General features: G+C 60.9%; 21 protein-coding genes and 1 tRNA gene. 14 read left to right on the top strand and 8 right to left on the bottom strand.

Annotation, left to right across the window (positions count from 1 at the left end; all coding sequences use genetic code 11):
* The first annotated feature begins 11 nt into the window (after positions 1-11).
* The 6 genes from purC to QIW53_RS07700 all read left to right on the top strand — a co-directional run bounded on the left by purC (position 12) and on the right by QIW53_RS07700 (position 3,789).
* A complete protein-coding gene (purC, locus tag QIW53_RS07725; protein WP_110966859.1) occupies positions 12-725 on the top strand; it encodes a phosphoribosylaminoimidazolesuccinocarboxamide synthase in 714 nt (237 codons plus the stop codon).
* Between the two features lie 83 nt (positions 726-808).
* Positions 809-898: transfer RNA gene (locus QIW53_RS07720), tRNA-Ser, on the top strand.
* A gap of 271 nt (positions 899-1,169) precedes the next feature.
* The gene (locus tag QIW53_RS07715) at positions 1,170-1,877 is read left to right on the top strand and encodes an SOS response-associated peptidase family protein (RefSeq protein WP_371049038.1); all 708 of its coding nucleotides are present in this window, start codon (positions 1,170-1,172) and stop codon (positions 1,875-1,877) included.
* Between the two features lie 243 nt (positions 1,878-2,120).
* Positions 2,121-2,312, top strand: a complete 192-nt coding sequence (locus QIW53_RS07710) for a YegP family protein (protein WP_371049037.1) — start codon at positions 2,121-2,123, stop codon at positions 2,310-2,312.
* A 126-nt stretch (positions 2,313-2,438) separates the two neighbouring features.
* Complete coding sequence (locus tag QIW53_RS07705) at positions 2,439-3,365, top strand: LysR substrate-binding domain-containing protein (protein WP_371049036.1); 927 nt, start codon at positions 2,439-2,441, stop codon at positions 3,363-3,365.
* A 58-nt stretch (positions 3,366-3,423) separates the two neighbouring features.
* On the top strand, positions 3,424-3,789 hold the full coding sequence (locus QIW53_RS07700) for a 5-carboxymethyl-2-hydroxymuconate Delta-isomerase (protein ID WP_192302273.1): 366 nt from the start codon (positions 3,424-3,426) through the stop codon (positions 3,787-3,789).
* Positions 3,790-3,792: 3 nt separating this feature from the next.
* Here the strand turns inward: QIW53_RS07700 and QIW53_RS07695 are convergent, their stop codons facing one another.
* Positions 3,793-4,728, bottom strand: a complete 936-nt coding sequence (locus tag QIW53_RS07695; protein WP_192302272.1) for a LysR family transcriptional regulator — start codon at positions 4,726-4,728, stop codon at positions 3,793-3,795.
* Between the two features lie 124 nt (positions 4,729-4,852).
* Complete coding sequence (locus tag QIW53_RS07690; protein ID WP_371049035.1) at positions 4,853-6,037, bottom strand: cyanate transporter; 1,185 nt, start codon at positions 6,035-6,037, stop codon at positions 4,853-4,855.
* A 425-nt stretch (positions 6,038-6,462) separates the two neighbouring features.
* Here QIW53_RS07690 and QIW53_RS07685 point away from each other — a divergent pair, with 425 nt between their 5' ends.
* The 5 genes from QIW53_RS07685 (at position 6,463) to QIW53_RS07665 (ending at position 12,281) form a co-directional block, all read left to right on the top strand.
* Entirely contained in the window at positions 6,463-7,845 is a 1,383-nt protein-coding gene (locus QIW53_RS07685) for a glutamine synthetase family protein (RefSeq protein WP_371049034.1), read from the top strand.
* Positions 7,846-8,014: 169 nt separating this feature from the next.
* Entirely contained in the window at positions 8,015-9,664 is a 1,650-nt protein-coding gene (locus tag QIW53_RS07680) for a phosphoethanolamine transferase (RefSeq protein WP_371049033.1), read from the top strand.
* 141 nt (positions 9,665-9,805) lie between these two features.
* Entirely contained in the window at positions 9,806-10,939 is a 1,134-nt protein-coding gene (gene rnd, locus QIW53_RS07675; protein WP_371049032.1) for a ribonuclease D, read from the top strand.
* A complete protein-coding gene (locus tag QIW53_RS07670; protein WP_015093929.1) occupies positions 10,936-11,229 on the top strand; it encodes a YcgL domain-containing protein in 294 nt (97 codons plus the stop codon). Before rnd ends, QIW53_RS07670 begins: the two co-directional genes overlap by 4 nt.
* Positions 11,230-11,348: 119 nt before the next feature.
* A complete protein-coding gene (locus QIW53_RS07665) occupies positions 11,349-12,281 on the top strand; it encodes a D-2-hydroxyacid dehydrogenase (protein WP_371049031.1) in 933 nt (310 codons plus the stop codon).
* Positions 12,282-12,412: 131 nt separating this feature from the next.
* Here QIW53_RS07665 and QIW53_RS07660 read toward each other — a convergent pair whose 3' ends face one another.
* Complete coding sequence (locus QIW53_RS07660; RefSeq protein ID WP_371049030.1) at positions 12,413-13,006, bottom strand: nitroreductase family protein; 594 nt, start codon at positions 13,004-13,006, stop codon at positions 12,413-12,415.
* Positions 13,007-13,278: 272 nt separating this feature from the next.
* On the opposite strand from QIW53_RS07660, the gene QIW53_RS07655 reads away from it, so the two are divergent.
* Positions 13,279-13,728: a YcgN family cysteine cluster protein gene (locus tag QIW53_RS07655; protein ID WP_192302264.1), complete on the top strand. Its 450-nt coding sequence runs from the start codon at positions 13,279-13,281 to the stop codon at positions 13,726-13,728.
* A gap of 18 nt (positions 13,729-13,746) precedes the next feature.
* A complete protein-coding gene (locus QIW53_RS07650; RefSeq protein WP_371049029.1) occupies positions 13,747-14,976 on the top strand; it encodes a hypothetical protein in 1,230 nt (409 codons plus the stop codon).
* Between the two features lie 103 nt (positions 14,977-15,079).
* Here QIW53_RS07650 and QIW53_RS07645 read toward each other — a convergent pair whose 3' ends face one another.
* The 4 genes from QIW53_RS07645 to QIW53_RS07630 all read right to left on the bottom strand — a co-directional run bounded on the left by QIW53_RS07645 (position 15,080) and on the right by QIW53_RS07630 (position 17,318).
* Positions 15,080-15,457, bottom strand: a complete 378-nt coding sequence (locus tag QIW53_RS07645; protein ID WP_371049028.1) for a YgaP family membrane protein — start codon at positions 15,455-15,457, stop codon at positions 15,080-15,082.
* 88 nt (positions 15,458-15,545) lie between these two features.
* The gene (locus QIW53_RS07640) at positions 15,546-16,016 is read right to left on the bottom strand and encodes an RNA methyltransferase (RefSeq protein WP_095171660.1); all 471 of its coding nucleotides are present in this window, start codon (positions 16,014-16,016) and stop codon (positions 15,546-15,548) included.
* Between the two features lie 195 nt (positions 16,017-16,211).
* A complete protein-coding gene (locus QIW53_RS07635) occupies positions 16,212-16,583 on the bottom strand; it encodes a YajD family HNH nuclease (protein ID WP_007944009.1) in 372 nt (123 codons plus the stop codon).
* Between the two features lie 48 nt (positions 16,584-16,631).
* Complete coding sequence (locus QIW53_RS07630; protein WP_371049027.1) at positions 16,632-17,318, bottom strand: spermidine synthase; 687 nt, start codon at positions 17,316-17,318, stop codon at positions 16,632-16,634.
* A gap of 89 nt (positions 17,319-17,407) precedes the next feature.
* Here QIW53_RS07630 and QIW53_RS07625 point away from each other — a divergent pair, with 89 nt between their 5' ends.
* Positions 17,408-17,701, top strand: coding sequence for a hypothetical protein (locus QIW53_RS07625; protein WP_371049026.1), 294 nt, complete (start codon positions 17,408-17,410; stop codon positions 17,699-17,701).
* Here QIW53_RS07625 and QIW53_RS07620 read toward each other — a convergent pair.
* Entirely contained in the window at positions 17,698-18,171 is a 474-nt protein-coding gene (locus QIW53_RS07620; RefSeq protein WP_371049025.1) for a Crp/Fnr family transcriptional regulator, read from the bottom strand. The genes QIW53_RS07625 and QIW53_RS07620 overlap by 4 nt on opposite strands.
* Between the last annotated feature and the right edge of the window lie 32 nt (positions 18,172-18,203).

Here is an 18,203-nt window from a genome sequence, read left to right as displayed (position 1 = left end):
CGGAGCCCATCATGGAAAAACGTGAAGAACTCTACCGCGGCAAAGCCAAGTCGGTTTACAAGACCGACGACGCTGACCGTTTGATCCTGCTGTTTCGCAACGACACCTCGGCGTTCGACGGCAAGCGCATCGAACAGCTCGACCGCAAAGGCATGGTGAACAACAAGTTCAACGCCTTCATCATGCAGAAACTCGAAGCCGCCGGCGTGCCGACCCAGTTCGACAAGCTGCTGGGCGACAACGAATGCCTGGTGAAAAAACTCGACATGATCCCGGTCGAGTGCGTCGTGCGTAACTACGCGGCCGGCAGCCTGGTCAAGCGCCTGGGCGTCGAAGAGGGCATGAAGCTCAACCCCTACACCTTCGAACTGTTCCTGAAGGACGACGCCAAGGGCGACCCGTTCATCAACGAATCCCACGTCGTGGCCTTTGGCTGGGGCACCGCCGAGCAACTGGCGCGCATGAAGGAACTGTCGCTCAAGGTCAACGAGATCCTGAGCAAACTGTTCGACGACGCCGGCCTGCTGCTGGTCGACTTCAAGCTTGAATTCGGCGTGTTCAGCGACGGCTCCATCGTCCTGGGCGACGAGTTCAGCCCGGACGGCTGCCGCCTCTGGGACAAGGACACCAAGAAGAAGATGGACAAGGACCGCTTCCGCCAGGGCCTCGGTGACGTCATCGAAGCCTACGAAGAAGTCGCCAACCGTCTGGGCGTACCGCTTTAATCGACGCAAGCATCTGATAGCACGGAAAAATTTCGCTTAGGGGGTTCGCTTCCGGCGAAAGTGTTGTTATGATGCGCGCCGTTGGAGAGATGCCAGAGTGGCCGAATGGGACGGATTCGAAATCCGTTGTACCTTCGCGGGTACCTAGGGTTCGAATCCCTATCTCTCCGCCATTACATTGAAAAAGCCCCGTAGCTGAAAGGTTACGGGGCTTTTTCTTTTTTTGCTTTTTGATCAGGTTATGCAAACTTTAAGCGCTCAGCTGTCGGTCTTCACCGGCACAAATTCAACTGGAGTCACCCGCTAGCCGGTGATGGGGACCGGGTAACAGTGATCTGACCCACAGCGCTTCCCCAGTGCAGCGATCCAACGCAACAAATCCCAGCCATCCACGTCCAAACTCCAAGCAGGCCACAGACCCTGTGCCCGGAAGGAGTACACGCCATGTGCGGACGCCTCACCCAATACCACGGCATTCATGATTTCGTTGCCGCGCTGAGCATGCCCAATCCGCTGATCAACAACGTCGGCGATCAACCCCTGGAATGCTACAACGCGGCGCCGAGTACGCAGCTTGCGCTTTTCCATCAGGAGGACGGCTACCTGCACGCGGACAGGGTGCGTTGGGGGTGGCGGCCGCATTGGGCCAGGGATCGGGCGGCGCCGATCAATGCGCGGGTCGAGAAGGTGGCGCACGGGCCATTCTTTCGCGAGATCTGGCCGCATCGGGCGATCATTGCGATCAACAGCTGGTTCGAGTGGGTGGACGAGGGCGGTCCGAGAAAACAGCCGTACCTCATTCGACGACGGGACCGGGCTGCGATCCTTTGCGCGGCGATCGGTCGGTATCCGAGCGCAGAGCATGGCCCCAGCGAGCAGGATGGTTTTGTGATCATCACCGCCGACAGCGAGGGCGGGATGGTGGACATTCATGATCGACGGCCAGTGACGCTGAGCCCGGCATTGGCCAGGGAATGGCTGGACCCGGCCACTCCGCAGGCGCGGGCGGAGCACATGGCGCTGTTGCAAGGGGAGCCGACGCAGGCTTTCGAGTGGTTCAAGGTGGATCGTGCGGTGGGGAACGTGCGGAACCAGGGGCCTGGATTGATTGAACCGATGGAGGAGGGGCCGGTCAGTGGCCGTTTGTTCTGACCCCTTTGTTTGCGTGCGAATCGGCAACACTTGTGCGTAAGAAAAGTAAGCGCATCCACCGGTATGTCTGACGCAGACGGGTAGCTGGAATGACTGACGCCCCGATTCATTGGGCGTCGCACACACCAACGTCTCTTCAGCGAAATATTCCCTGACAGACAAAGCCTTCATCGCCGGAAATCCTCATCTACTCTGGTTTCGCAGATCCCGGATCTGCGTATCAACCATCGCAAGGAGCGAACAATGTATTTCGAGATTTACCGGCAGACCCGAGGCATCCCCCAGACTGGCAGGGGCCAATGGCGATGGCGCCTGAGGGCGGCGAACCATGAGACGATTGCCAGTGGGGAGTCGTACCTCAACAAGGCCGATTGCGTCCATGCCATCAACCTGATCAAGGGCACCCACGATCAGACGCCGCTGAAAGAAATCTGAACACGTGCCGACGAAGCTGCTCGATCCAAGCAGCTTCATTTCCGTCAGCAAAACCTCTTCAGTCGCATAGACGCCGCTTGCACCCGCTACCTAAACTGTCGGCAGACAGGAGATCGGGGGCAGTGGATGAATCGCAATGAATTACGCAAGGCCGACATCAACCTCATGGTGGTGTTCGAAACCTTGATGCATGAACGCAATGTGACCCGGGTGGCGGAGAAGTTGTTCCTGGGGCAGCCGACCATCAGTTCGGCGCTCAATCGCCTGCGTGCGATGTTCAACGATCCGCTGTTCATCCGGGTGGGGCACCGCATGGAACCTACGGCCAGGGCGGAAGAGTTGATCCAGTACCTGTCACCCGCCCTGGACTCGCTGTCGGTGGCCTTGAGCCTGACCCACGATTTCGACCCTGCCAACAGCACCATGACCTTTCGCATCGGCCTGTCGGACGATGTCGAGTTCGGCCTGCTGCCGCCGCTGTTGCGCGCCCTGCGCCAGGAAGCGCCTAAAGTGGTGTTCGTGGTGCAGCATGTCGATTACTGGCGGATTCCCGACTTGCTCGCGGCCGGTGACATCACCGTTGGTATCAGCCAGACCCGTGGCCTGCCGGCGAATGCCAAGCGCAAACTGCTGCGGCATATCCTGCCCAGCATCCTGCGGGCCGATGCGTCGGACACGCCGCTGACCCTCGACGAGTATTGCTCACGCCCCCACGTGCTGGTTTCCCACACGGCCAACGTCAGCGGCTACGCCGATGAGTGGCTGGCGGAGATCGGTCGCACGCGCCAGGTGGTGCTTTCCGTGCCTCAGTACAGTTCGTTGCCAGCCCTGCTCGCCGGGACTGACCTGATCGCCAGCCTGCCGGATTACACCGCCACGGCGATGGCCGCTTCCGGCCAGTTGTTCGTCGAGCCTTTTCCGTTCAAGACGCCGACCCTGGACCTGTCCATGGTCTGGCTGAGCCATGTCGATACCGATCCTGCCGAGCGCTGGCTGCGTTCGCGGCTGGAAGCCTTCATGAGTGAGCGGTTGCAAGCACCGATGCCGCAGTAGAGCAGGGCAACTCTGTGATATATGTACGACCTTTCCCCTTTACCTCAGGAACCACGTCATGCCTCACCTGCACATGGAATACACCGCCAACCTGCCTGAGCTGAATGCCGATGTGGCGCTGCTGCGGTTCAACAATGCGCTGGTGGCTTCCGGTCAGTTCGCGGCCGAATCCGACATCAAGGCCCGCGCGGTGAAGGTCGAGACCTTCAAGGTCGGGACTGCCTTGAACGAGCGTGCGTTCGTGTACGTCAACCTGGCGCTGTTGAGTGGCCGCTCGCCGCAGATCAAGAAGCAGTTGTCGGAAAGCCTGCTGGCGGTGCTGCAGGACCTGTGTCAGTGGCCAGCCGGTGTGGAAGTCCAGTTGGCAGTGGAAATTGTCGACATGGATCGCGAGTCCTACAGCAAGGTCCTGATCAACAACTGAGTTTCAACGCAGGCGATGCTCGGCGCAGGCCTGCACGACCTGCTCGCGAAACCATGTATTGGCACCGTCCTGCTCGGCGTGCGGGCTCCACTGCATGTCGAGGGTGAAGCCCGGCAGGCCTTCGGGCGCTTCGCGGTGAGTGAAAGCGCCTTCGCTGGCGAGCAACCGCTGGATTCGACGGGGCATCGCAAGGATGTAGTCGGTGCCGACAATCAACTTCAATGCCGCCCCGTAGCTGTTGGCCCGCGCGACGATGTGCCGTGCCTGCGCCTGTTTTGCCAGCCAGCCGTCCACCATGTTGGTGCTGGAGATCCACGGGGTCGGAAACACGTGCCGGCGCTGGGCAAAGGTTTGCAGGCTCAAGCGCGGTTCAAGGGGCGCCGCATCCTTGTCGAAGACGCAGACCAGTTGGTCCTCCAGCAATGTCCTGAAGTGCAAGTCGGGAGGCTGGTGATGGAAGTTCGGACCGAAGCCAATCACCAGATTAACACTGCCGTCGCGCAACGCATCGGCCGGGATATCGCTTTCGAGTTTTTGCACATTGATCACCACCGGTAATGCCGCCGCGTCAAAACGCTTCAACAGGCATGGCAGGATCAGTTGCTCGAAATATTCCGGTGCGCAAAGGTTAAAGGTGGCGACCCCTCCGGCGGGATCGAAGGCCGGCACGGGGGCATGGCACAGGTTGATGCTTTCGAGGATCTTCAGCACGTGGGTGTACATGCTGCTGGCTTTGCAGGTGGGCCGCATACCAGTGCGGGTATTGATGAACAACTCGTCGGTAAAACCGGTGCGCAGTTTTTTCAGGCAATAGCTCACGGTGGACTGGCTGATGCAGAGCGCCTCGGAAACATCGGTGACGCTGTTACGCTCGTACAGGGCGATAAACACCATGAGGTCCTGCATATCGAGTTTTCGAAGCAAGTTACTGTTCAGCATCCATTCTTCTCACTGTGATCCTTGCGCTGACCGAGCGCAAACTCGTGCGAAGGATCCTAGCGGAACGGTGGTGCCGAGAGAATGGCCTGTAGGGGGTTTCGCTGTCTTGGCAGGCGCGCACTGGTCAGCGAATGTGGCGCGCGTAATCCCGTGGGTTGAAACGCAGGATCATCAGCAGCATCAACAGCATGACGCCGGTGAGTGACCACCAGGCCCATTCGAAACTGCCCAATCGATCGCGGATCATGCCGGCGATCAGCGGCGACAGGCCGGCGATCAGGTAGCCGATGCCTTGGACGAAGGCGGTCAGGGCACCTGCCCGTTGCGGGTTGTCCAGGTGATCCAGCGAGACGATCAGGCTCATCGGGAACAGTCCGCCGATGCCCAGTCCGAGCAGGCACGGCCACAACAGGCTCAGGTGTTGCGGGCTGAGGATCAGGCCGAGAAAACCAGCGATGATCAACACCAGCAGGGCGGCCAGCACCCCGCGTCGATCACGGCTGCGATTGGCGATCATGGGCGTTAGCAGACCTGAAACCACTTCCATGGCTGTCAGGAAGCCGAGCAGTAATCCGCCATTCTGTTCACTCCAGCCCTTTTCCACGTAATAGGGTGCCAGCCAGGCCAGCACACAGGTGTAGGACGCAGTCCCCAAGCCAAAGAAGATTGCCAGCAACCAGGCGCGGGAACTGGCGAAGAATGAGCCGTTTCGTTGCGTTTGAATGGGCAACGTTGGCAGCGTCGAGCGCTGGCCCCACCAGCACAGCAACGCCGCCAGGGCCAATATTGCCCAGATCGCCAGGCCCGTGCGCCAGCTATCGGTGTGCGTCATCACCAGCGGGGCAAACGAGGCGGCAATCGCGGCGCCGCCCATGATCGACGTCACGTACAACCCCATGCACACAGCAACGTGTTCGCTGAACCGAGCCTTGATCAACGCCGGCATCAATGCCTGGATCAGCGCGATGCCGGCGCCGGCCAGCACGGCGCTGAGGATCAGTTCGAGCGCGGAGTCGAGGAACAGGCGTGATACCGTCGCCAGTCCGATGATCAGCAGCGACACCACCACGGTGCGTTGTGCGCCCAGCCATTGGCTGATGCGCAGGCCGAAGAACATCGCCAGTCCCATGGCCATCACCGGTAGCATGGTCAGCAGCGAGGCCAGGCTGAAGCTCAGGGCGATGTCGCCACGTATTGTCTTGAGCAGCGGACCTACGGCCGCCATGGAGGGGCGCAGGTTCAGCGCAACGAGCATGATGGTGCACATCAGCAGAAGGGCGGGGCGCGAGAGGGTGCGGATGTTTTCCATGGTCGAACCTCGATGGGCGAGGGGGAATTACAAGTGCCTGGGGCGGAGTTCGCAAATCAGAAAGTCCGGGGTGCTATTTAGAAATTAAATAGTGGCCACACAAAACCCCGCTATCCACGAGGCTTAGCGATGCACCCTGAATGTTTAGCCAACCCAGACCCGAAGTTCTTCAAATCCCGATTTAACGCCGTATCCCGCCGTGTGACGCTGCTGGTCATCTGATCACTGCGGTCTTTTCCATGGACGATTGTCCGGTCGCACTCCCTTCCGAACTTGCCTTCTGGGCGTTGTGGCACTGTCGTCACGCGCGCCCGCCGGATTCCTGCCTTTCCCGTTAAACGATGTTTACAGGTCCTCGGCTCTACGCCCGGACCCCATCGGCAGCGCCCTGCGCGTTTGCCTGACGCGGAAACAAGAGAATTCCCATGAGTTGTGCCACGACATCCTTCGCCACCCCGCAAGAAGCCCTGACTTTTCTGCAACAGAACCCGGATATCGAGATGTTCGAGTTGTTCATCCTCGACAACAACGGTGTGCCCCGGGGCAAGTTGCTGCACCGCGATGAATTGCTGGCGGTGTACGAAAGCGGACGCCCCTTGCCCAGCACCATCCTGGGCCTGACCATCAACGGTGATGACGTGGAAAATTCCGGGCTGGTCTGGGACGTCGGTGATATCGATTGCCGGGCCTACCCGCTCAGCGGCAGCCTGACGCGCATGCCGTGGCGTCTGATGCCAACGGCGGCGGTGCAGGTCAGCATGCATCCGACGCAGGGCATGCCGGCGACGATTGCAGACCCTAGGCACTTGTTGGCGAAGGTGATCGAAGGCCTGCAAGCCGACGGTTATTACCCGGTGATGGCGGCGGAACTGGAGTTCTACCTGCTGGACCAGCAGCGCGACAGCCACGGCCGGCCGCAGCCGGCGCGGGATGTCGATGGCGGTCGTCCTCGGGGCACTCAGGTCTATGGTTTGCGCGAGCTGGAGCAGATCGAGCCATTCCTGGCCGATTTGTACAATGCCTGCAAACTCCAGGGCATTCCGGCACGCACGGCGATCTCCGAATACGCACCGGGGCAGGTTGAAATCACCCTCGAGCATCGCACCGATGCCCTCCAGGCGATGGACGAGGCCGTGCGCTACAAGCGTCTGGTCAAGGGCGTGGCGCACAAGCACGGGATGACGGCGTGCTTCATGGCCAAACCCTTCGATGATCTGGCCGGCACCGGCATGCACATGCACGTCAGCCTGGCCGACCGCGACGGTCACAACCTGTTTGCCAGCGAGGCCGCGGACGGCACGCCGCTGCTCAGGCACGCGGTGGGCGGCATGCTCAGCACCTTGCTCGATTCGTTGTTGCTGTTCTGCCCGAATGCCAACTCCTACCGACGGTTCCAGACCAACAGCTACGCGCCCCTGGCCGCCACCTGGGGCGTCGACAACCGCACCGTGAGTTTGCGTGTTCCGGGCGGCCCGGCGTTCTCACGACACATCGAGCATCGCATCTGCGGCGCCGACGCCAATCCGTACCTGGCCGCTGCGGCGATCCTGGTCGGCATCCATCGCGGTATTCGAGAGCAGTTGGACCCTGGCGCGCCCGTCGAAGGCAACGGTTACGCCCAGGCCACGCATCTGCTGCCCACCGACTGGCTGACCACCTTGCGTGCGCTGGAAGCGTCAAGTTGGGCGCGGGAAGCCTTCGGCAGCGAGTTTCTTGGGGTTTACCTGGCCGTCAAACGTGCCGAATATCGGCAGTTCATGGGGGAGGTCGGCGAGCAGGATTGGCGCTGGTACCTGAATCAGGCCTGAACCGTTCTCAAATACAACCAAAAGTTGTCATGTAAGCCATTTAGCCAACTAATCGTTGGCTTCTTTTTCACAAAAAATTGATGGTTGCCTGCCTAGAGTTAGTGCTGTCGCGATAAATGTGTTTTTCACATTTATGGGCGGCACTTCTTTTCAGGAACAGCCCATCATCATGTTGAAGTTTAAAGCCGTGCGCCCGGAGTGGGTGACACTGATTGCCAGCGCCTTTCTGTTGATCGGGTTCAACTCGGTGCTGTGGCAGCACTTGCTGGACATCACTGCGTCCGACGCCAGGGGCCTCGTCATGCGTGTGGCTTTCGGCGTGATGATTCTGGCGGCCTTCAACCTTGTGCTGACGCTCCTGGCGTACCGGCCGGTCATGAAACCGCTGTTGACCGTCATCTTCATGATCAGCGCCGGCGTGGCGTATTTCATGAGCCAATACGGGGTGCTGATGGACACCGGGATGTTGCGTAACTTCGCGCAGACCAATGTCACGGAAGTGCGCGATTTACTGTCGGTTAAATTGTTTGCTTATATTCTATTGCTGGGTGTGCTGCCGTCATGGTTGTTGTGGAAAACACCGGTTAGTTGTCGTCGCTGGCACCGCGAGTTGATCAGCAAGTTGTTGGTGGGTGTGGCTTCGGTGGCGGTGATCGGTGGTGTTGCACTGATTAATTACCAGGGGCTCTCATCACTGTTTCGCAATCACCATGAATTGCGTTTAATGCTGGTGCCCAGCAATTACATGGGGGCGTCGTTCAGTTACTTGCGTGAGCAGGTGGCGTCAGCCCGGCAGCCCTTCGTCAGGATTGGTGAGGACGCCGAGCGAAATCCGGCGTGGCAGGTCCACGGACGTAAATCTTTGACGGTACTGGTCGTGGGCGAAAGCGCCCGGGCCGAAAACTTCGGCGTATTGGGTTATCACCGCGACACCACCCCTCAACTGGACAAGGAAGCAGGCCTGATCGCCTTCACCGATGTGCATTCCTGCGGCACGGAAACCGCCATCTCGGTGCCCTGCATGTTTTCCAACATGGGCCGCAAGAATTACAACGCCAGCAAGGCAAAGAATGAAGAAGGGCTGCTGGACGTGCTCAAGCGTGCAGGGCTCGACGTGATCTGGCGGGATAACCAGTCGGGCTGCAAAGGCACGTGCGATCGGGTCACTCTCGAGGATGTCAGTAATTTGAAGGACCCGGCACTGTGCGCCAACAGCGAATGCCGGGATGAGATTCTCCTGCAGGGTTTGCAGCACTTCATCGATAACCTGGACAAGGATACCGTGCTGGTGCTGCACCAGATGGGCAGTCACGGGCCCGAGTATTTCAAGCGCTATCCAAAGGAGTACGAGCGATTCACTCCGGTTTGCGAAAGCAATGCCCTGAATAATTGCAGTCGCGAAAGCATCATCAATGGTTACGACAACACGCTGGTGTACACCGACCATGTGCTGTCGACGCTGATCGACCTGCTGCGCAGCAACCAGGACAAGGTGGATACGGCCATGGTCTACCTGTCCGACCATGGCGAATCCCTGGGCGAATACAACCTGTTCCTCCACGGCACGCCTTACATGATGGCGCCCGATCAGCAGAAGCATGTCGCCATGCTCGCCTGGTTCTCCGACAGCTATCAGAAGTCGTTTTCGGTCGATACCCATTGCCTGCAACTGAGCCGTGACAAGCCGTTGAGCCAGGACAACCTGTTCCATTCGATGCTCGGTTTGCTGGAGGTCAGCAGCAAGGTCTACAACCAGGACCTGGACATGTTCGCGGGGTGCCGAGGCGCCGTGATCGATGGCGTTCTGGCGAATCAATAAGGCTGCCACAGCGTGCATTACCCTCTTCGTCAGACATTGCGCGCATTTATGTAGGAATTTCGCTACAGCTCTTGGTCAGTGGATGCGCGGAAATCGTCGGGGGCGATATATACTGCGCGCCATTCTTCAAGGGAGAGCCGTGTGGCCATCGATATTCACTGGATCCGCGACAACGATAGCCTCGCCCGGTTTTGTGCCGAGTGGCAGCAGCTGCCCTACGTTGCCCTCGACACCGAGTTCATGCGGGTCGACACCTTTTATCCAATCGCCGGCTTGTTGCAGGTCGGCGACGGCGTGCGCGCCTATCTGATCGATCCGCTGACCATCGACGCCTGGCAACCCCTGGCCGCGTTGCTGGAAAACCCGGCGGTGGTCAAGGTGCTGCATGCCTGCAGCGAAGACCTCGAAGTGCTGTTGCGCCTGACCGGCAGCCTGCCGGCGCCGCTGTTCGATACGCAACTGGCCGCCGCTTACCTGAACCTCGGTTTTTCCATGGGGTATTCGCGGCTGGTGCAGGAAGTGCTGGGTATCGAGCTGCCAAAAGGCGAAACCCGTTCCGACTGGTTGCAACGCCCGTTGTCGGACACCCAGATCAGTTACGCCGCTGAAGATGCCTTGCACCTTGCCGAAGTTTTCGTGCAACTGCGTCCGAAGCTGTCTGACGACAAATACGCCTGGGTCTTGGAAGACGGCGCCGAACTGGTGGCCAACCTGCGTCGGGAAATCGACCCGTATGAGGTCTATCGCGACGCCAAGCTGGCGTGGAAGCTTTCCCGCGCCCAGCTCGCCGTGCTGCGTGAACTGTGCGCCTGGCGCGAGCGCGAAGCCCGCGCCCGTGACCTGCCGCGCAATCGCATCATCCGTGAGCACTCCCTGTGGCCGCTGGCGCGCACGCAGCCGGACAACCTCACGGCGCTGGGTAAAATCGAAGACATGCACCCGCGCACCGTGCGTCAGGATGGCGAATTCCTGCTGGACCTGATCAAGCGTTTCGGCAGCGTGTCGCCCGATCAGTGGCCGCCGGCCGTGCCCGAGCCGCTGCCCGTGGATGCCGCCGCGCTGATCAAGCAATTGCGTGCCCTCGGCCAGGCCGAGGCCGAACGGCTGAACATTGCGCCGGAACTGATGCTGCGCAAGAAAACCCTGGAAGCCCTGCTCAAGAGCGGCTTCCCCAACGGTCCCTACCAATTGCCCGATTCGCTGCGTGGCTGGCGCCGCGAGTTGATGGGCCAGGCCCTGCTCGACAGCCTGGCCACCCCCGGAGAACAGCCTTGAAACGTATTTGCTCGATCTACCGCAGTTCGAAGAGAAACGAGATGTACCTCTATGTGCTCAAGAGCGATGCGCTGGAGCGCGTGCCAGAACCGCTGATGGCGGCGTTTGGCAAGGCCATCCACGCGTTCGATCTGGTGCTGAGCCCCGAGCGCAAGCTGTCGCGCGAGGACATCGCGGTGGTCCTGGAAAACCTTGAGAAGCAGGGCTACCACCTGCAGATGCCGCCGGCCGAAGACGAGTACATCGAACACTTGCCGGAAGAGTTGTTGCGGCGCAACGACCCGGTCTGAGCGGCAGACAGGCTCCGTTCAGAGTCGGCGTGAAATACTGGAATGATTTTGGCAATGGCCATGCCGGGGAGCGAGACTCTCCGGGCGGCCGTTTGCACTGTTTTTGAAAGGTTTGAACCATGCGCGTTCTGATTGCCGAACACGACCACGCTGTATATGCCCAATTGTTGCGCCAGGCAGCGCCCGAGCTGGAAGTCCTCACCAGCGGCGACTCCGCAGAGCTGGCCCGTCAGGCCGCCGATTGCCCCATCTGGCTGGGCCAGCCGGACCTGCTGGCCACGTTGCTGCGCCAGGGCCACCAGCCGCAGTGGCTGCAGTCGACCTGGGCCGGGATCACGCCGCTGCTGGCCGACGGCCTGACCCGGCACTATCGCCTGACGCGCGCGGTGGGGATTTTCGGTCAGGTCATGGCCGAATACGTGCTGACCTACATGCTCGGCCACGAGCGTGAGGTGCTGCCGCGACTGGTCAGCCAGGTCGAGCGCAAGTGGGACAGTCGCCAGGGCCAGAGTCTGGCGGGGCGCAAGGTGTTGATCGTCGGCACCGGTGATATCGGCCAGGCCGTCGCGCAGTTTCTGCTGCCGTTCGGGGTCGAGTTGTACGGCATCGCCAGCGAGGCGCGGGCGCAGGCACCTTTTGTCGAAGTCGGCGCGTTGGCCGATTTGCCGCGTCTGGTCGGTGAAGTGGACTATGTGATCAATCTGCTGCCGAACACACCCACGACCCATGACCTGTACGACGCCGCACTGTTCAAGCAATTCAAGTCGACGGGCCTGTTCATCAACGTCGGACGCGGCGTGGCGGTGGTCGACGCTGACCTGGTGGAGGCCTTGAAGGAAGGGCACCTGGCAGGCGCGGTGATCGATGTGTGCCGTCAAGAGCCACTGCCGCAACGCCATCCGTTCTGGACCGCCTGGGGTCTGCTGCTGACCGGCCACAGCTCGGCGCCGACTTCACCTGCGATGATGGTGAAGCTGTTTGTCGAGAACCTGCGGGCGTATCAGGCGGGCGAGGCGCTGCGCGGGGAAGTGGATTTCGATAGAGGGTACTGATTCACAAGTCCCTTTGTAGGAGCGAGCATGCTCGCGATGGACGTTAACGATAACGCGGACATCCTGGAAACCCGCGTTATCGTTATGCTCCATCGCGAGCATGCTCGCTCCTACAGGGGGGACGGATGTTTTTAAAGGGTGAAATCCCCTTCAGCAACCGTTTCATTCAACGGCCGGCGCGGGCTTGGCGTTTCGCGGGCTTGCAGGTACTCCGCCAGCGTCGCCTTGTCCCCGAGCTTGCCCACCGCCACGGCGGCGTGCAGCGCGTAGCCTTCAGGAATGTTCAGCTCCTTGCGGGTCAGCTCCTGGTCGAAGCCGGCCATGCCGTGGGTGTGCCAGCCGCTGATGCTCGCCTGCAATGCCAGGTGACCCCAGGCGGAACCGGTGTCGAAGGTGTGCCACAAGGCCGGCGTTTCTTCGCTGCCGCCGGGCGCAATGAAGGTGGTTTTGGATATCACGATCACCAGCGCCGACGCGTGTTGCGCCCAACTGCGGTTGAACTCGTTGAGCAGCCCCAGGTAACGCTCCCAGTTAGGCGTGTCGCGACGGGCGTACAGGAAGCGCCAGGGTTGCGAGTTGTAGGCCGATGGCGCCCAGCGTGCGGCTTCGAAGAAGCTCAACAGAGTTTCTTCGGGAATGGCTTCGCCAGTGAAGGCGCGGGGCGACCAGCGATCGGTGAATTGCGGGTGGATGGCATAATCGGCAACGCGTGGATTGGCACTCATGCGGAGATTCCTTGCAGTCAAAGAGTCGATGTAAAACCGGCGGGCACAGGTAGGCTGGGCGATGGGTTTTTCGTGAGCCTGGTCGTTCATCTGAATGCAACGCGGTCGAGCGTTAATGGCACGCAGTTCCTGGCTCCTTGCGACTGGCAAAGCTACTGGGCGACGCATTAACTGACAAGTCCCGTTCTACCGGCAGTCGCCAATGCTTGGCCGGCGGGGCGTCGGGCACTAGACTGGCGGCCTTTTCACCACCTGATGTTGATGCTTGAGCCATGGCCGCCAAAGTCGAACCGTTCTGGATACGCAAAACCCTCGATCAACTCGATCAGGAGGAGTGGGAATCGTTGTGTGACGGTTGTGGATTGTGCTGCCTGCAAAAGCTCGAGGATGAAGACGACAACAGCGTTTATTACACGCGCATCGCCTGCAAGCTGCTGGACCTGAAGACCTGCCAGTGCAGCGATTACCCCAACCGTCGCGAATTTGTGCCGGACTGCATTCAACTCACGCCCGGCAAGGCCGATGAATTCAAGTGGCTGCCACCGACCTGCGGTTATCGCCTGGTCAGTGAGGGCAAGGATTTGCCACTTTGGCATCATCTGGTTTGCGGTGATCGTGACGCCGTGCACCATGAACGCATTTCCCAGTCCGGGCGCATGCTCGCCGAAGGCAGCGTGGCCGAAGAGGATTGGGAAGATCATCTGATTTTCCGCGCAGGTTGATTTCGACAAGGAGCGTGTATGGCTGTGGGATTGCGCCTGGCGCTGGCCATCGGGCTGGTGGCCCTGAGTTCGTCGGTGTGGGCGGCGAAGAAGGTCGATCTGGATTATCAGGTGCGCCTGCTGCCGCAAAGCGGTCAGGCTGAAGTGCGCCTGACCCTGGCCCAGGGTTCGGCGGTGCGCAGCCTGGATTTCGACCTCGGTGACGGCAATCGCTACAGCGACTTCAAGGCCGACGGCAATTGGCAGCTCACCCCCGGCAAAACCACGCGTGGCATCTGGCGCCCGGCGGCTGACAAAGCCAGCCTGACCTATCGCGTTCGCGTCAGTCACAACCGCAAGAATGGCAGCTTCGAAACGCGCATGACGCCGGCCTGGGCGTTGATGCGCGGCGACGATCTGGTACCGGCCGCCCGGCTCGATCAGCAGGACGGCATCGAGTTGGTGGCACGCCTGGAGTTCGAATTGCCCGAGGGCTGGAACAGCGTCGAAACCGCCTGGCCGCGCATCGGCAAGAACAAATTCCGCATCGACAATGTCTCGCGCCTGTTCGACCGGCCCACGGGCTGGATGCTCGCCGGTCACCTCGGCAGCCGTCGCACACGACTGGGGGAAACCGAGGTGACCGTCGCGTCGCCGAGGGGGCAGGGCATGCACCGCATGGACGTGCTGACCCTGCTGACGTTTGTCTGGCCGCAGGTGCAGGCGGTGTTCCCGCGGCATCCCGGCAAACTGTTGATCGTCGGCGCCAATGACCCGATGTGGCGTGGCAGCCTCGCCGCCCGCGAATCGATCTACCTCAATACGCGTCTGCCGCTGGTGAGTGAAAGTGGCAGCAGCGCGCTGGTCCGCGAATTGGCCCAACTGTTGGGGCGTGTCAACGATGCGCAGCGCAGCGACTGGATCAGCGAAGGGTTGGCGGAGTACTACGCGGTCGAGTTGGTGCGGCGCGCGGGTGGGATGAGTGATGAACGTTATGAAAACCTGCATCGCAAGATGGTGAAGGTCAGTCAGAAAGTCACCACTTTGCGTGGCGCCCAGGCCAGCCCGGCGCAGGTGGCCAAGGCGGTGTTGTTGCTGCAGGAACTGGATCGCGAGATTCGCCTGAAAACACGCAACAAGCGCTCGCTCGATGATGTGATGCGTGGGGCGATGCGGCTGGAACGGGTGGACACCAAGGAGTTCGTGCAACTCGCCGAGAGCGTGATCGGCGAGTCATCCAGGGTGCTCGATACCGAGTTGCTTCAGTAACACCGCTATCGCGAGCAGGCTCGCTCTCACACAGAGTATGAATAACCCTTGTGGGAGCGGGCTTGCCCGCGATGGCGTCATCAGCCGCAGAGATAATTTACAATCAAACCCCGGCTTTAGGCGACTTCAACGAATCATTGCCGGTCACGGTCGCCGTGCTGGTCGCCGCCTCGGCATTCGCCTTCATGCGTACCAACTCTTCTCCCGCACGTTCGATCTTCGCTCGCACGTTGTTCATGTCCTGGCGGCTTTTCTCCAGCAGGCTTTTGGCCGAACTGTGGCCGGTGATGCCCCGGGCCAACGCCACGCCGCCGATGGCCACCTGGATCAGACCGAAAATACCGCCGCGACGCAGGCCCTTGCCGACCATCACCACGCCGCCCGCCAGAGAGCCGAGGCGTTCCCAGCCGTGGACATTCTGCTCGGAAGGGCTCTGGAACGGAGTGGTTTCGATACGCTCCACGCGTTTGAGTTGGCTCATGATCTGTCTCCTGGCGCAAATGACTGCTTCGATGGATATTTAAGCTGACTGCCGAGGCAGGCGGCTTGTTCCATCGAATGTGGGCGGTTCAGCGAAATTTCGGCCCGGAGCGGGTGTTCAGGCCCTTGGCCATGCGGTCGTAGAGCACAACGTTGACGGTGGCGGCGAGGTTCATGCAGCCGGTGGTCGGGATGTAGACCACGTCTTCGCACCAGTCGCGAATCTCTTTATCCAGCGAACCGTCTTCCGGCCCGAAGATGTACAGCGCGCGGTCCGGGTGAGTGTATTCGGGCAACGAGCGGGCACCTTCGACCAGCTCCACGGCGACCGGGACGCAGCCCAGCGGCAAGATCTTTTTCAGGTCGTCGATGCCGATCAGCGGGATGTCGTAGTGCACGCGCTTGGTGTCGGTGACGAAATCGGCGGCGCGTTCATAACGCTTGCCGGTGTAGAACACGGACGCCACGCCATAGCAGCCGGCGGCGCGCATGACCGAGCCGACGTTTTCCGGTGATTTGGGGTTATACAAACCAATGCAGCTGTACCGTTTGTCTGCCACGAGCGGGGTGCCTTCGGGAAAAAACGGCGATTATACGGGGAATGGGGCAGGGCGGCGGGCCTGATGTTTTTTTGCTGTCTGTGCCGGCGTCATCGCGAGCAGGCTCGCTCCCACAGGGGGGCATGGGTTTAACGGATCCAGTGTAGGAGCGAGCCTGCTCGCGATGGGGCCAATAACGGCCCCAAAAAAACAGCCTCAGTCTTCCTTCTTCATCAACCCGGCCAGCGCCGCAAAGGGGTTGTGCGTGGCCTTGGCGATCTTCGGCGTGCTCAGCGAGCCTTCGCCGAAATACTGCTGGTCGGTGTAGCGCGAGTGTTCGTTGTCGTGGCAGTACAGGCACAACAGCTCCCAGTTCGAGCCGTCCTGCGGGTTATTGTCGTGGTTGTGATCGCGGTGGTGCACGGTCAGTTCGCTCAGGCGCTTGCCGGAAAACTCGCGGGCGCAGCGGCCGCACACATGCGGGTACATCTTCAGGGCCTTGTCGCGATAGCCCATTTCCTTGTCGCGCTGGTTGTCGGCGAGGATGCGGTCCAGCTTCGAGGTGTTGGTGGGGGTGGACGAACTCATGGGTTCACCTCTGTAAAAGACTGATGACGGTTATGGGGGCAGTTTAGCTCAGCCCTTGAGCTTCTCGGCAATCCAGATGGTGTGGCGGGTGCCTTTGTTGCCGTGGGCGAAGACTTGCACTTCTTCGGCCTTGAATCCGGCCTTCTTCAGTTTGTCGGAAAACTGCCGGTCGGCGCTGGCCGACCAGACGGCCAGCACGCCTTTTGGCCGCAGGGCCTTGGCGCAGGCGCTCAGGCCCCCCGCCGAGTAGAGCCAGCTGTTGGCGCGCTGGGTCAGGCCTTCGGGGCCGTTATCGACATCGAGCATGATCGCGTCGAACCCTTGCGGCTCGGCTTGCAGGACCTTGGCGACGTCCTCCATGCGGATCACTGTGCGGGGATCCTGCAACGGGTTGCCGGCCTTTTCGCCCAGCGCCCCGTGATTCCACTCGACCACGCCGGGCACCAGTTCGGCGACCACCACCTCGGCGCGCTTGCCCAGATGCTTCAGGGCCGACGCGAGGGTGAACCCCATGCCCAGGCCACCGATCAGCACCCGCGAATTCGGCCGCCCTGCGACCTTGCGGCAGGGAATTTCGGCCAGTGCATCTTCCGAACCGTGCATGCGCGTGTTCATCAGTTGGCCGCCGTCGCCGCCCTGGATCTTGATCACGAAATCTTCGCCGTATTCGAACAGGCACAAGGCGCCGCCGTTGCCGGGGATGGGGGCGGTGTCGAGCAGGACGAAACGTTTCATGGAGATCTCTTGAGAAGATTGGCATTGGGGAGGCGAAGAAGCGCCGTTGGGAGTAGCCTGCAAGCAGACAACCTGTCAACGGAGCCCTGATGAAGCGCACCATTCTAACGGTCATTGCCCTGGCCGCGCTCTCGATAACTGCAGCGTCGGCCCAGGAGCTGCAAACCATCCCGACCAGCCCGGCGCCGCTGCCCGGTTCGCCCGGTACCGCGACGCCGACACCTTACCCGCAGATCACCCCCAACAGCGTGCCCAAGGCTGGCCCGGGCAGTGGCGGGCCACCGTTGTTGCCACCGATCGACGTCCCCAGCCCGCCGCCCAGGGATCAGCCCTTGCCAGGTCTTGAACCGACCACCCCGAAGAGCAAGTCGCCGGGTGGCTAGACCTGTTGCGAGAGCAGTTGCCCGTCGGCCATGCGCAAGCGCTTGGACAGGGACACCGCCAGGGCACGAATGATCTTGGCGGCGATCTTCGGCGCGTCGTTGAGCATTTTTTCCAATGAGTCCTTGCCCAGATTGAGCAATTGGCAATGGCTCGCGGCCACGCAACTGGCCGAGCGGCGCTCGCCGTCGAGCACGGCCATTTCGCCGAAAGCCCGGCCGCTGCGCAGGGTGGCCATGGTCACCCGCTGCCCGTCGCTGTTGGTTTTCTGCACCGCCACCTGGCCGGTGTGGATGATGCACATGAAGCTGCCGGCATCACCTTCGTGGAAAATCTCTTCGCCCTCGGCCACCGTGCTGATGCTGAAATAGCCGGACGCTGCGGCGAAGTCGGCGGGCTGTAATTGAGCGAACAGGCCACAATCCATCAGCCAGTCGCGAATTTCGTTGTTCAGTAAGGTCGGTTCTGACATGTCGTGCGGTCTTTTTTGTTGTGTCTGTCTTG

This window comes from Pseudomonas fluorescens (genome assembly GCF_041354075.1).
GTDB classification, from domain to species: domain Bacteria; phylum Pseudomonadota; class Gammaproteobacteria; order Pseudomonadales; family Pseudomonadaceae; genus Aquipseudomonas; species Aquipseudomonas fluorescens_CE.
Note: the sequence above shows the minus strand (reverse complement) of the source record. Positions and strands in the feature narration are given on the sequence as shown.